The 12,455-nt window shown below is 70.9% G+C and carries 12 protein-coding genes and 1 pseudogene; 6 read left to right on the top strand and 7 right to left on the bottom strand.

The window, feature by feature from the left end; genetic code table 11:
- Window positions 1–388 precede the first annotated feature (388 nt).
- The 4 genes from WDW90_RS23755 to WDW90_RS23740 form a co-directional block, all read right to left on the bottom strand.
- Window positions 389–625, bottom strand: coding sequence for a hypothetical protein (locus WDW90_RS23755; protein WP_336489934.1), 237 nt, complete (start codon window positions 623–625; stop codon window positions 389–391).
- A 41-nt stretch (window positions 626–666) separates the two neighbouring features.
- Window positions 667–900, bottom strand: coding sequence for a hypothetical protein (locus WDW90_RS23750; RefSeq protein WP_336489932.1), 234 nt, complete (start codon window positions 898–900; stop codon window positions 667–669).
- Window positions 901–1,451: 551 nt separating this feature from the next.
- Window positions 1,452–1,649 (bottom strand): polyhydroxyalkanoate synthesis regulator DNA-binding domain-containing protein, encoded by a 198-nt coding sequence (locus WDW90_RS23745; RefSeq protein ID WP_336489931.1) that lies wholly within the window; start codon window positions 1,647–1,649, stop codon window positions 1,452–1,454.
- A gap of 182 nt (window positions 1,650–1,831) precedes the next feature.
- The gene (locus tag WDW90_RS23740) at window positions 1,832–2,041 is read right to left on the bottom strand and encodes a hypothetical protein (protein ID WP_336489930.1); all 210 of its coding nucleotides are present in this window, start codon (window positions 2,039–2,041) and stop codon (window positions 1,832–1,834) included.
- A 358-nt stretch (window positions 2,042–2,399) separates the two neighbouring features.
- Here WDW90_RS23740 and WDW90_RS23735 point away from each other — a divergent pair, with 358 nt between their 5' ends.
- The gene (locus WDW90_RS23735) at window positions 2,400–2,939 is read left to right on the top strand and encodes a hypothetical protein (RefSeq protein ID WP_336489929.1); all 540 of its coding nucleotides are present in this window, start codon (window positions 2,400–2,402) and stop codon (window positions 2,937–2,939) included.
- 646 nt (window positions 2,940–3,585) lie between these two features.
- Window positions 3,586–4,593: a patatin-like phospholipase family protein gene (locus tag WDW90_RS23730; RefSeq protein ID WP_336489928.1), complete on the top strand. Its 1,008-nt coding sequence runs from the start codon at window positions 3,586–3,588 to the stop codon at window positions 4,591–4,593.
- A 16-nt stretch (window positions 4,594–4,609) separates the two neighbouring features.
- Here the strand turns inward: WDW90_RS23730 and WDW90_RS23725 are convergent, their stop codons facing one another.
- Together WDW90_RS23725 and WDW90_RS23720 are read right to left on the bottom strand one after the other, a co-directional pair.
- Window positions 4,610–5,653 carry an extracellular solute-binding protein gene (locus WDW90_RS23725; RefSeq protein ID WP_336489927.1) on the bottom strand — a complete coding sequence of 348 codons (1,044 nt, stop codon included), beginning with the start codon at window positions 5,651–5,653 and terminating at the stop codon, window positions 4,610–4,612.
- Window positions 5,654–5,745: 92 nt separating this feature from the next.
- Window positions 5,746–6,681, bottom strand: a complete 936-nt coding sequence (locus WDW90_RS23720) for an AEC family transporter (protein ID WP_336489926.1) — start codon at window positions 6,679–6,681, stop codon at window positions 5,746–5,748.
- 255 nt (window positions 6,682–6,936) lie between these two features.
- Between WDW90_RS23720 and WDW90_RS23715 the strand changes: the two genes are divergently transcribed.
- From WDW90_RS23715 to WDW90_RS23700, 4 genes and pseudogenes are all read left to right on the top strand, one after another.
- A complete protein-coding gene (locus WDW90_RS23715; RefSeq protein WP_336489925.1) occupies window positions 6,937–7,341 on the top strand; it encodes a hypothetical protein in 405 nt (134 codons plus the stop codon).
- A gap of 13 nt (window positions 7,342–7,354) precedes the next feature.
- Window positions 7,355–8,209: an acyltransferase gene (locus WDW90_RS23710; RefSeq protein ID WP_336489924.1), complete on the top strand. Its 855-nt coding sequence runs from the start codon at window positions 7,355–7,357 to the stop codon at window positions 8,207–8,209.
- 108 nt (window positions 8,210–8,317) lie between these two features.
- Entirely contained in the window at window positions 8,318–10,291 is a 1,974-nt protein-coding gene (locus WDW90_RS23705; protein ID WP_336489922.1) for a glycosyltransferase family 17 protein, read from the top strand.
- A 188-nt stretch (window positions 10,292–10,479) separates the two neighbouring features.
- A pseudogene (locus WDW90_RS23700) lies at window positions 10,480–10,578 on the top strand (transposase); the annotation flags it as partial.
- A gap of 141 nt (window positions 10,579–10,719) precedes the next feature.
- Here the strand turns inward: WDW90_RS23700 and WDW90_RS23695 are convergent.
- The gene (locus tag WDW90_RS23695; RefSeq protein WP_336489921.1) at window positions 10,720–12,378 is read right to left on the bottom strand and encodes an AMP-binding protein; all 1,659 of its coding nucleotides are present in this window, start codon (window positions 12,376–12,378) and stop codon (window positions 10,720–10,722) included.
- Window positions 12,379–12,455: the final 77 nt, after the last annotated feature.

Raw genomic sequence — 12,455 nt, 5'->3', positions numbered from 1 at the left:
TGGCGTAGGTGCGGGTGGCCCGCTCGAACAGCTCGCAGGACGCCGCCACCGCCCGGCTGCTCGGACCATACGCCAACGGACTGAACGGATTCTCGAAGGTAAGCTTTATGAAATCCGTGGCGAATCTTGCCGGATTTAGCATCAGCTTACACGCGTCGTGCAGCGCGTACATCAAGGCGAACGCTCCTGGAGAGGCCCGCTTTCCAAGCCCTCCTCTGTTAGATGATCTTCAAAGACAACGTTCCTGTTGGTGAAGAGTTGCTCGAATATTCAATCAGATCAGAGAATTGCTTTATGTTTGGCTTGAGCGCGGCTTGCCTTTCACGTCGGGCGAGGATCGAGTGCCCTCTCGCGCGCCGTCTGACCGCGGTGCCAGACGGTGGATGCGCTAGCTGCGGGCCGACATCATGTCGTGCGCAAGCACCGTCAGCTTGCCGATCAGGCTGGCGATATCGCCTTTCGTGCAGGACCATTGCGTGCCGATGGCCTCGCCGTCCGCGGACACGGACACCACCGCGACGGAGCGGAGCTTCCCCTCGCGGGCGAGCCTGAGCTGCTCCTGAAGGACATCGATCATCGAGGCGATGGACTCGTCGGGCTCGACCTCGGCCGGCCGCACCGCCATGCGGACGACGTTCGCGCCCTGAGCCTGCTCGTGCACCGACATCAGGCGACCTGCCGCGCGCGGGCGCCGCGCTCGCCGAGCGGGCCGGCATGAAGCCGCTCGATGAAGCCCGCGATCTCCTCGGGAAAGGGCTCTTCCTGAACCAGCCGGAAGACACGCTCCAGCATCGGCGCGACACTCTGAAGTGTCCGCTCGACGGCGGGTTCGTTGCCGGTGCAGCCGCGATCCGGCGCGCCTGCGCGCTGCGGACTGGTGATGACGGCACGTTGAGCCATGGGGACGCCTCGCATTACTCCCGACCGGGGAGGCGAAGGTGCCTCCTGGTTCGCGGAGCAATTGTGGCGCGCATCGAGGGCCGGCGGCGATTGTCCGGCTGTGTGGCTTTGGCGTGACAGATGTTCAGTGCAGTACAGCGAGCGTGCCGAGGCTAGGTCTCGCTAAGCTGTCCGTGCCAGTCGGTCAGGGGTTGTACATTTCCACTGGGAGACGCGGCGATCCGGATAATGCTCGGTCATCCACTGGGCGATCACGGCCTGCGCCGTCAGAACGCATGTTATCGGAGATCTCACTTCGCTGAGGGGGATACGCTCGTCGACGCAGTTCTGGTGTCCGAGCATGGTACAAATCGTCAGCGCAATCAGCATGTGCACCTCGCATGTAGTCGGCAAGGTCAAGAACATGGCTGCTGCGACAATGTTCCGGCGATAAACTTATCATAAACTTGAGTTTTAGCTTCGCCGCATCGATGCGAGACTGGCAGATTTCGGGAGACCTCGCGGCCTTCCTCATGCTCTTGCGGGCTCCGCGACCCAACTGAGCCGGCAGGTCAATGCATGGTTCCCGACGCCCAGATCTCGTCGGTGACATCCTGGCCGGTATCCGCCTCGCGGACGACGATCTTCTCGCCGTCGGCGCGCCAGCGCATCAGCTCGGACAGGGATACGTAGGCCCCCGAGGCCGGATCGTAGAGGCGGCAGCGTCCGTAGCGCCTGATGACGCGGGGCTGTCGTGCCTTTCTCGGCATCGGACGCGTCTCCTGCCAAGTCGCGTTCACGCCCGGCCCCGCAGACCGGATATGGGCGAGAGCTCGAAGCACGCTCGCGCCGGAAGCGCCGCGACCCGGCGGTGGCTCGGGCGCGCGACGCGGATCGGGACGGTCGGGCCGGCGCAGGCTCCGGCCGTCTCGGATCGAAATGCCGTACGGCCTTATTCTCCCGCCATCATCTCGGGCGAGTAATGGCCGCACCAGTCGGAGGCCGACACCACGGGCCAGAGGCCGTGCCCCTGCGGCTCGGGCTGCGTCACCGGCGGATTGAACCGACACAGGCCCTCCTCGCCCTGTGCCTGCGCGCCGTTCAGCTTGTGGTCGTCGTAGTACCGGCAGCTCTGGCACTGTGCATTCGCGGTGTTGGCCATGTCATGCTCCTCTGGCGCTCGGCAGCGTGTTCCGCGGTTGTTTTAAACTAGAACACTTACAATCTGGCTATCAACCCGGCAGAGCTGGCTCCCGTTCCATGAAGCGGCGCGGGCTGCCCCGAATGGGCGCCCCGCGCGCCGGACCGACGGGGGCTGGCCTACACGCCCTGGGCGGAGGCAACCGCGCCGGGCGGGTCGAACTCGGCAACCGGCCGACCCGGGATTCGCGGGCGGATTGAGCGCCGCATCTCGCATCCTCGCGCCGGCGCACGAAACGTACGGTAGTCCGAAAGCGTGATTGACGGCGGAGGCGTGCGGGAGGACCCTTGGGGCTTGATGGGCTCAGGGGTCTGCTGCCATGGAAGGCTTCGACCATATCCTCAACTGGAAGCTCAAGGCCGGTTCGCATCCGTTCCCGGGCAAGGACGGCGGGACCTGCATCAACGAGGCCGCGCTGGTGGCGGCGGGCTTTCCCTATCGGCCGGTGCGGTCGATCCTCGACATGCCGCCCTGCTTCTCCCGCCCGATCTGCAGCCTCGCGATGCTTCTGAACGACGAGGCGGACGATGCCGAACGGCAGCGGCTGATGCCGTTCGTGACGCGGCTCGCCTGCGCGGACACGCCGGAGGTCGAGCGCCGGCGTGCGGCCTATATCGACGTGCAGATCGGCTTCAGCGACCTGTATCCGCGGCGGGCCAGATTCGAGCGCGGCCTCAGGGCGCTCGAAGGGGCGCTCGCCATCGGACGGCAGGCCGATTCGATCGCGTTCGACGCGATGCGGGACCGGATGGACGTCGCGCGGACTCAGCCCGAGGCTGCGGCCCAGCGGAAGGGCGGCACGCTCTCGGCCAAGTTGAACGCGTGGTTCGGCTTGACGAAGGCCGAGCCCGCCGAGTGAGCTGACGGCCGGGCGACGGGTCTGCCGGTCGCGGAGGGCGTGCGCGGTCGCGCGAGCGCAACGCTGCGCGTTCGGAAGGCTCGGGCATCGCACGCACGTCTCCGGACGGGCTTGACGGTTCGCACGAGGACAGCGGATCCCCTCGCCCCTGCGGGAGAGGTTCTGTGCCGCGTCATCGTCCTCGACGCGCTGCCGGAGATGCCGGTCCGCTTTGTCCCGCGGCCCGTGCGGCGCGCCCCGGCGCCGGCCCCGATGCGTGACGCGCGTCACGGTCGCCGCGTTCCGGACGCGCGAAGCTCCGTCCGACACCGGAGACGATGCCCATGACCCTCGCAGACCTCATCTCCCGCATCCTCGCTGAGGCCGCGCTCGCGATCGGCGGCGTCCCGGCACCTCAGCCCGTGCCGGTCCCGTGCCGGCGCCGCGCCGCGCGCCGCTAGGAGGCCGCCATGAAGCGGTCGAACGTCCTGCGGGCCAAGGCCTCGATCCTTCGCCAGCTCGACAGCTTGCTCGCGCAACGACAGCTCGAATCCGGCGAAGCCCGCGCCCTCCGCCTCGGCTGATCGACGACGGGCCGCGCTCCGCCCTGGCCTTTCACCGGCGGATCGCGCAACTTGGCCCGGGAGCCGCGTCCGACGGAAATTCGATGCCGGGAGCCGACACGCCGCGCGTCGCCATCGCCTGCCAGGGCGGCGGCAGCCACGCCGCCTTCGCGGCCGGTATCCTCTCCCATCTCCTGCGACCCGAGATCTTCGACCGCTTCGCGCTGATCGCGCTCAGCGGCACGTCCGGCGGCGCCGTCTGCGCGGCGCTCGCGTGGTCGGGACTGATCGCGCGGGATGGCGGCCCGGCGGAGGCCGCGAGCCGCCTGCTCGCCTTCTGGCGGGAGCTGGAGGCCGACGATCCGGTCGATGGCGCGATCAACGCCTGGGGCACGCTGCTCGCCGGCCTCCCGGTCACCGCGGAGGTGAGCCCCTACCTGATCGATGTCGGCGCGGCCGCGCGGCTGCGTCTGCTCCTGGCGCGGCATGTCCGGCTGGAGGCGCTGCCGCCGGCGGGCGCGCGGCCCGCGCTGCCGAAGCTCCTCGTCGGCGCCACCGACATCCGGGCGGGCGAGGGCCGCATCCTGTGCGGCGAGACCCTGACCTACGACGATCTCGTCGCCTCCGCCGCCGTGCCGCCGCTGTTCCGGGCGGTGCGCACCCGCGGCACGTGGCTGTGGGACGGCCTGTTCAGCCGCAACCCGCCGATCCGCGCACTGACCGATCTGCCGGAGAAGCCGGACGAGATCTGGGTGATCCAGATCAACCCGCAGGGCCGCGCCAGCGAGCCGACCACGATGCCGGAGATCATCGACCGGCGGAACGAGCTCGCCGGCAACCTCTCGCTCGACCGGGAACTCGACTTCATCGAGACGATCAACGACCTGATCGAGCGCCACCCCGCGATCGCGGAGGCGGAAGGCTATCGCCGCATCGCTGTCCGGGTGGTGGCGCTCGACCTCGACCTCGACTACCCGTCGAAGCTCGACCGGTCGCCCGAGCTCATCGAGCGCCTGCTGAGCCACGGCGCGGCGAAGGCGCACGGCTTGTTCGAGCCTGCGAGCCTTCGAGGCCGCGCGCCGAAGGGCTTGTGCTGGACCGGAGCCGGGTGAGCGGGCCTGCCCGGCATCACTCCGGCCTGACCTTGGCGCCGTAGCGGCGCGTCCACTCGGCCAGGATTCGGGCGCGGTTGGCGGCTTCCCAGGCGATGTCGTTGCGGATCATCCGCGCCTCGGCATGGGCCGGATAGAGGGCGTTCGGGGTCGAAACGTCCGGGTAGGCCACGACCGCGAAGCTGCGCGCGTAGATCTCGTTGGCCTCTCGCGAGGCGGCCCAGTCGACGATGCGCCGGGCGATCTCGGGCTGGCGCGCGGACGCCAGGATCGCCACGGCCTCCTGCTCCCAGCCGACCCCGTCGACCGGGACGATGATCTCGATCGGTGCGCCGGCAGCCTTCTCGGCGGCCGCCCGCATGTCGAACGACAGCCCCGCGACGGCCTCGCCCCGGGCCGCAGCGCGGCAGGGGGCCGACCCCGACAGCAGGTAGGCCGAGACGTTCCGGTCGAGCGCATCCATGAAGGCCCAGGCCGGCGCCTCGCCCATGCTCTGCAGCCAGCCCGCCACCAGCAGGAAGCCCGTCCCCGACCGGTTCGGGTCCGGCATCGCGATCTGTCCGTTGAGGCCGGGCGCCAGCAGCTCCCGCCAGAGCTGGGGCGTCAGTAGGCCGCGGGCCGCGGCGAGCCCGCCATTGAAGCAGATCGCCCCGAGATAGGCGTCCATGCCCGTCCAAGAGTAGGGCGCGGAAGGATCCTGGAAGAAGGAGCGGAGCGCGTCGGCACCCGCGGGCCGGTAGGCGTCAAGGAGCCCCGCCCGCTTCAGGAGCGTCAGGCTCGAGGCGGCGATGCCGAAGGCGAGGTCGGCCTGCGGGCGGTCGCGCTCGGCGAGCAGGCGGTCCGTTATCACTCCGGTCGAGCCCCTCACCCAGACAGGCTCGGCCTCCGGCACGGCCCGCCGGAGCGCTGCGTCGATCCAGGCGATCTGCTCGTTCTCGATCGCCGTGTAGATCGTGACGGGGACGCGCTCGCCGGCGCGCGCAGCCGGGGCGAGCGGAGCCGCGAGCGACGCCGAGACGAGGAGAAGGCGAAGCGCGCGTCTGAGGGCCTTCCTCTCCATGCCATGAATCCCGCCTGCAGCCGCACCCGCCCCTTCATGTCCCGTGCCGGGGGGTAGGCTCAAGCGGGGCGGGATCCGTGCCCACAGCCCGATCAGCGCTTCAGGGCGAGATAGCCCGACACGGTGACGACCGAGATCACGGTCGAGACGAGGACGACGCGGGCGGTGACGCCTGCCTCCCGCCGATAGAACTCGGCCAGCATGAAGGGCCCGGTGCCCGTCGGCAGCGCCGCCATCAGCACCGCCGTGTGCAGGAGGGTCGGGGCAAGATCGAACACGAAGCGCGCGAGCAGCCAGGCGAGAAGCGGGTGCCCTACGAGCTTCAGCCCGACGAGCAGCCCCGTCGTGTCAGCCTGGGCGGCGTCCGCCTCTCGCTCCTCGGCGAGAAACAGGCCGAGCGCGACGAGGGCGCAGGGCGAGGCCGCCCCGCCGAGGAGCTTCAGGATGGTCTCGGCGGAGGCCGGGACCTCGAGGCCCGCGAGCGGCACGAGCGCACCGAGGCAGGGCGCGACGAGGAGCGGGTTGCGGGCGAGCGAGCGGGCTACCTTGGCAACGAGGTCGGCCCGGCGGGCCTGCCGCTGCAGCCCGATCTCGATCAGCACGATGGCGGCCGCGAAGGTGACGCAGACCGTGAGGATCACAGCGATCGTGGTCGGCGCCAGAGCGGCGGGTCCGAGCGCCACGAGGGCGAGCGGGAAGCCCATGAACCCCGTATTGGCGTAGCCCGCGTTGAGGCCGTCGATGGCGGCGTCCGCGAGGTGCAAGCCGCGGCGCAGCCTGATCCCGACGGTGAGCGCAAAGACCGCGAGGCTGCTGAGGCCGAACACGGCGATGAAGCCCGGCTGCCAGATCTCGGCCCAGTGGGTGTGGGCGAGCACGTCGAAGAGGAGCGCGGGCAGCGCGAGGTAGACGACGAAGCGGTTGATCTCGCGCGTCGCGTCGGGGCCGAGCACGCCGATCCGCCGCGCGAGCCAGCCCGCGAGGACGAGTGCGAAGATCGGCAGCACGACCGGAAGGGTCGAGAGCATGGCGGCACCGCTGCAGGTCGGACCGCATTCCCCTACCCGGCCGGAGGCATCGCGCCAATGCATCGGGCGGGACCCTTCCCTCTGCGCCCTCGCCGTCGGGACGAGGAGATCGCCGGAGACGCCGAGGCGGGCGGGACGGTCCCGACCAGGGCGGCCTTCATCGCCGGGATCGTCCGGCCGCCGCCCGCGGCCGCGTGGTGATTGGCATCGCCGCCCGGCCCGTGGCAGAAGCCGCCCGCCGGAGGGAGGACGCGCATGAGCGATGCCGACAAGGAAACGAGGCCGAGCCTGACCGTCGTGGCGGGGCCGAACGGCCTGCCGAGCCTGCGGCTCGACACGGGCGGCCAGGTCGTTCTGATGGACGTGGCTCCGGCTCTCGCCGCTCAGCTCGGCACGGCCCTCCTCTCCGCGAGCGCGCTCTACAGCCAGGCGGCGCCGCCGCCGGCGCAGGGGGACGTCATCGTGCAATCCGAGCTGCCCGTGACCGCCTGGAAATCCGGCACCTTCGACGCGAGCGGCATGCCGGCCCTCGTCCTCGGCCTTCTGGGCGGGGCCGAACTCGTGCTTCGCCTGACGCCGGTCGACGCGGCAGCCTGCGGGGCCGCGCTGTTCAATACGACCGAGGGGATGAAAGCCGAGCCCGGCACCCCGATCAGCTGATGCCGGGCGGGTCATGTCGGTTTCAGGAATGACGCCCGCCGAGGACGAGCTGAGCCGAGCCGTCGCGCTGATCCGCCAGCGCCTGCGACAGCGCCTCCCGCACGCCGCCGGGGACCTGTCCGTGCCGGAGGGCCTCGCGCTGCGGACCGACGGCCTTCCGGACTGGTGGTCGGCCGCCGGGAACCGCCTGTTCGCGCCGCCCGGGATCGAAATCGTCCTGCGGTCGCATCCGGGCGAGGAGCCGCCGCGCGGCGCCGTCGTGCTCGTCGGCGCGGGAGGAACGCCTCCCGCCGAGATCATGCTGGCGGGCGAGGCCCCGGCCGTGCTCGTCGGCAGCGGCTGCAGCCTCCTCAACGGCTATCTCTATAGCGGAGACCGCTCGACGATCGTCCTCGCGGGCGACCTCGCCTCCATCAACGGATCGCACCTGAACGCGCGCAACGGCGGCCTCATCGCGATCGGGCGGGACAATCTCTGGGCCAGCCACATCACCGTCCAGACCGACGACATGCACGCCATCTTCGACCGGGCCACGAAGGAGCGGATCAACCGCTACGGCAGCGTCGTCGAGATCGGCGAGCATGTCTGGCTCGGCCTCGACGCCCTGATCAGCCCAGGCGCGCGAATCGGACCCGGCTGCGTGATCGGAGCGCGGTCGGTGGTCACACGCGCGATCCCGCCGAACTGCGTCGCCGTCGGTGCGCCCGCCCGGGTGGTCCGCCGGAACATCGCGTGGTCTTACCACGACGTGGCGCCTGAAAATCATGCGGCCGGCCGTGAGCGGGCGGGGCCGGTGCGGTCCCTGCTGCGGCGGGTCGCCCGCCATTCGCGAGTCCGGGCCGTCCTCGCGGCGCTCCGGCGAAACTGAATGCGCGGGTCGCCGCCATGTGGGCGGCTGCGGGAATCCTTCGCCAGATCGCGGAGCCGAATGCTACACGCTCGCCCGAATCTCCCGGCTCACCGTCTACGGGTCCCCATGCGCGTCTTCGACTGCCTGCTCTACAACGGCGAGATCGACATCCTGGAGATCCGGCTGCACGAGCTCGCTGCCGTCGTCGACGTGGTCGTGATCGTCGAGGCCACGCGCACCTTCAGCGGGTTGCCGAAGCCGCTCAGGCTGCGCGCGCAGTGGGATCGGATCCGTCCCTTCACCCGCAAGATCCGCTACGTCGTCGTCGATGACGACATCGCGTCGGGGGATGCCTGGGCCCGCGAGCAGTTCCAGCGCAACTGCGTGACGCGCGGGCTTCTCGATGCGCACGACGACGATCTGGTCCTCGCCTCGGACGTCGACGAGATCCCCCGCGCCTCGGCGATCGAGGCGATCCGCCGAGAGGGCAGCGGCTGCTTCGGCCTCGTTCTCGACCTGAGCTACTTCGCGCTCAACTACCGGCACTGTGCAGGCCCCGAGGTCGACCTGAAGCGGGCGGTCGTCTGTCCTCACGCGCTACTGCGAGAGAGCGGGCCGGATGCCCTGCGCTACGCCGTCCAGAACGGAACGATCCCGGCGCGGCGCGTGCCCGATGCCGGCTGGCACTTCTCGTACCTCTCCGATCTGGAAGGCATCAAGCGCAAGATCCGCGAGTTCTCGCACCAGGAGTACAACACGCCGGACTTCCTCTCGGGCATCGATCCACTGGCCCTGATCGCGGCGAGGCGCGACCTGTTCGGCCGCGGCGACTACGCCTGGGAGATTTCCGGGGAGGAGCGCCTGCCGGAATACGTCAGGTCGAACCGCGACCGCTTCGCGCACCGCATCCTGACGCCGGAGGGCCGCTTCGCGGCGTCCGAGCCGGCTCGGGCGGAAGCGTCGGCGCGGCGTCCCGAGCCGGTCATCCTCTGTCCCTATGTCCACGAGGCCGATCGGGACCGGGTCGTCGCCGCCTTCGGCCTCGACGAGGATCGGGGCCGCCGCCTGCCCGTCCACCTCTGGCAGGACACGGCCCCGCTCGGGCCCGGGCGTGCCGTCGAGCAGGGATGGAAGGCCTTTCCGAACCGCGACGTCGTCATCCTCCGCACCGGCATGGCGCCGATGCCGGACGATGCCGGCAACACCTGGTACGAGCGCCTGCTCGCGGCGGTCGAGGCGCTGCCCGCGGCCGGCCTCGTCGGCTGCGACCTGCTGTTTCCCCTCAAGGCGCCGACCGGGGAATGGTACGCCCAATGCGCGGGCGGCTATTTCGAGGATGCGCGGATCGGCCAGTTCGGCGGGTCCGTCGACCTGCGCGCGGGGACCGCCGGGCCGGTGGCCTACCGCTACGACGGCCGCTTCGCCGCCCCCCGCCCCGCCGACTGGGTCACGTTCGGGGGCGTCTACATCCGCCGCGAGGTCATCGACATGGTCGGAGATCCCGACCCCGGCTATCGCTCGGCCGGCGTGATGGACGCCGATTACGCGCTCGAAGCCCGCATCCGCGGCATCCGGTGCTGGCAGGTGCCCGTGACGCTGTTGCACGGCGAGAACGGCTCAACCTGCCCGACGCTCGACGATCCGGCCTATGCCGGGCGGGTCGCGCACGATGACGCGCGCTTCCAGGAGAAGTGGAAGGATCTGCTCGGACGATCGGGCAGCGGCCTCTGGACGGGTGCGCGGCCGGGGCCCGCGCAGGGTGCCTCCGGAATCGGCCCTGCGCCCGCGTCGCCACCGTCCCTCTCGCCCTGGCGGGCGGCGCAGGAGGCCGCGCTTCTCGCCGAGGCTCGTGCGGCCGGTCCCGCCTTCGCGGTCGCAGCCTACGCGCGCGCGCTTGCGGCGGCCGATGCCGGGGCGTCCACCGAGGCGGATGTGGCCCGCGCCTACCGCCTCGTCCTGGGGCGCGAGATCGATCCGACCGGCGCCGCGGCGTGGCGGCATGAGGTCGGGCGGCGCAGCGTCCCGGCCGCCGAGCTCGTCGCGGCACTCTGCGCCTCGCCCGAATACGCGGCCCTGAGCGCGCGCGAGCACGGCGGCTGATCGACCGGACGCCGCATCCGCGCAGGGCGCGGGCGGCCTCCTGTCGGCGTCGGCCGCGAATTGGCCGATGGCTTGCGTACAAGCTTCCCGGCCGGAAGCGCCGTCCAAAAAGGACCGGCCGCGAACTGATCCTCCCTCGGTTTCACGCACACTCCCGATACGCTGAGGGCGAGCGGGGAAGGTGTCCGATGGCGAGGACGAGACGGGAGTTCACCCCCGGGTTCAAACGCGAGGCGGTCGCTCTGCTGCAGAGCAGTGGCCGGCCGCAGATGCAGATCGCGGCCGAGCAGGCCGAACGGAACGCGGGCTAAACACCTCGTGTCCGCGATGTACGGCCCGGCAGGTCGTGCTCACGCCGCACCACCCCTACACGATCGGCCCCCTGCGCAGCCGCACCGACGGCGCGATGGCGAAGGGCGTTCGGACCGTCAAGGGGCCGGTGTCGCGGGCGCGATGCCGGCCGCCTGCTCGCGCAGCACGAACTTCTGGATCTTGCCGGTCGCGGTCTTCGGCAGGGGACCGAACACCACCGTCTTCGGAACCTTGAAGCGCGCCAGATTCGCGCGGCAGAAGGCGACGATGTCGGCCTCCGTCACGGACGCGGCGCCGGGCTTGAGCTCTAGGAAGGCGCAGGGCGTCTCGCCCCAGTTCGCGTCGGGCCGGGCGACCACGGCCGCCAGCATCACGGCCGGATGGCGGGTCAGCACCTCCTCGACCTCGAGGCTCGAGATGTTCTCGCCGCCCGAGATGATGATATCCTTGGCGCGGTCCTTGATCTCGACGGCGCCGTCCGGGTGCCAGACGGCGAGGTCGCCGGAGAGGTACCAGCCGCCGCCGAGCGTGCGCTCCGTCGCGTCGGAATTCTTCAGGTAGCCCTTCATCACGGTGTTGCCGCGCATCGCGATCTCGCCGATCGTCCGGCCGTCCCGCGGCACGGGCGCGAGCGTCGCGGGATCGGTCACCATCATCTCGGCGACGGTCGGCAGCGCCGCGCCCTGGCGGGCCATGCGCAGGTAGCGCTCCTCGTTCGGGAGGTCGCTCCAGGCGGGCGAAGGCACGCAGACGGTCCCGGGCCCGTAGGTCTCGGTGGCGCCGTAGAGATGGGTGACGTCGAAGCCCAGCTCTTCCATCGCGCGCAGCACCGTCGAGGGCGGCGCGGCGCCGCCCGTGGCGCAGCGCACCCGCTGGGCGAAGGGCCGGCGCTCGTCGGCCGGCGCGTTGACCAGCATCGACAGCAGGATCGGTGCGCCGCACAGATGCGTCACGCCGTGCTCGGCGATGAGGTTGAAGATGCGGGCGGGCTCGACCTTGCGCAGGCAGATCTGGGTGCCGCCCGCCGCGACGACGGCCCAGGGATACGACCAGCCGCTGCAGTGGAACATCGGCAGCGTCCAGAGGTAGACGCTGCCCTGCTGCATCCCGAAGGTGACGGCGTTGCCGAGCGCCTGCAGGTAGGCGCCGCGATGACTGTAGACGGCGCCCTTCGGGTCGCCGGTCGTGCCCGAGGTGTAGAGAAGGCAGAGGGATTGCCACTCGTCGTCCGGGCCGGGCCACGCGAAGTCGGGGTCGCCTTCGGCGAGCAGCGCCTCGTAGTCGATCGCGCCGGCGGGCGCGGCGCTCTCGCCCCGGCCGGGCACATCCACCACGAGGACAGGGCGGCCGAGGGCGGCGAGCGCCTGCCCGGCGAGGGCAGCGAGGTCACGGTCGACGATCAGCGCCTTGGCTTCGCCGTGGCGCAGCGAGAAGGCGATGGTCGCCGCGTCGAGGCGCGTGTTGAGCGGATTGAGGACGGCCCCGAGCATCGGCACTGCGTAGTGGGCCTCGATCATCTCCGGGATGTTCGAGGCGAGGATCGCCACCGTGTCGAGGCGCCCGATCCCCCTCCCCTTCAGGGACGAGGCGAGACGGCGGCAGCGAGCGTAGAGGTCCGCGTAGGTGAAGCGGCGCTCGCCGTCGATCACCGCGACGGTCGAGCCGAGGGCGCTCGCGGCGCGCGCCAGGAAGCTTGCCGGCGTGAGAGGGACGAAGTTTGCGGGGCCGCGGTCGAGGCCGGTCTCGAACGGGTGGCCGGGGCGGAGGCTCATCATCCGACTCGGCCCCGGTTGGGGCCGGCCGACCTGCGCGCCGGCTTGCCGAAGCCCCCGCGCCACGCGGCCGGCGGGAG

Origin of the sequence: Methylobacterium nigriterrae, assembly GCF_037106235.1 — a bacterium.
GTDB lineage: Bacteria > Pseudomonadota > Alphaproteobacteria > Rhizobiales > Beijerinckiaceae > Methylobacterium > Methylobacterium nigriterrae.
This window is presented reverse-complemented; position numbering and strand designations above follow the sequence as displayed.

Coding starts and splice junctions, on each gene's coding strand:
- WDW90_RS23755 (WP_336489934.1), bottom strand. CDS start 625: ATGGCGGTGCGGCCGGCCGAGGTCGAGCCCGACGAGTCCATCGCCTCG.
- WDW90_RS23750 (WP_336489932.1), bottom strand. CDS start 900: ATGGCTCAACGTGCCGTCATCACCAGTCCGCAGCGCGCAGGCGCGCCG.
- WDW90_RS23745 (WP_336489931.1), bottom strand. CDS start 1,649: ATGCCGAGAAAGGCACGACAGCCCCGCGTCATCAGGCGCTACGGACGC.
- WDW90_RS23740 (WP_336489930.1), bottom strand. CDS start 2,041: ATGGCCAACACCGCGAATGCACAGTGCCAGAGCTGCCGGTACTACGAC.
- WDW90_RS23735 (WP_336489929.1), top strand. CDS start 2,400: ATGGAAGGCTTCGACCATATCCTCAACTGGAAGCTCAAGGCCGGTTCG.
- WDW90_RS23730 (WP_336489928.1), top strand. CDS start 3,586: ATGCCGGGAGCCGACACGCCGCGCGTCGCCATCGCCTGCCAGGGCGGC.
- WDW90_RS23725 (WP_336489927.1), bottom strand. CDS start 5,653: ATGGAGAGGAAGGCCCTCAGACGCGCGCTTCGCCTTCTCCTCGTCTCG.
- WDW90_RS23720 (WP_336489926.1), bottom strand. CDS start 6,681: ATGCTCTCGACCCTTCCGGTCGTGCTGCCGATCTTCGCACTCGTCCTC.
- WDW90_RS23715 (WP_336489925.1), top strand. CDS start 6,937: ATGAGCGATGCCGACAAGGAAACGAGGCCGAGCCTGACCGTCGTGGCG.
- WDW90_RS23710 (WP_336489924.1), top strand. CDS start 7,355: ATGTCGGTTTCAGGAATGACGCCCGCCGAGGACGAGCTGAGCCGAGCC.
- WDW90_RS23705 (WP_336489922.1), top strand. CDS start 8,318: ATGCGCGTCTTCGACTGCCTGCTCTACAACGGCGAGATCGACATCCTG.
- WDW90_RS23695 (WP_336489921.1), bottom strand. CDS start 12,378: ATGATGAGCCTCCGCCCCGGCCACCCGTTCGAGACCGGCCTCGACCGC.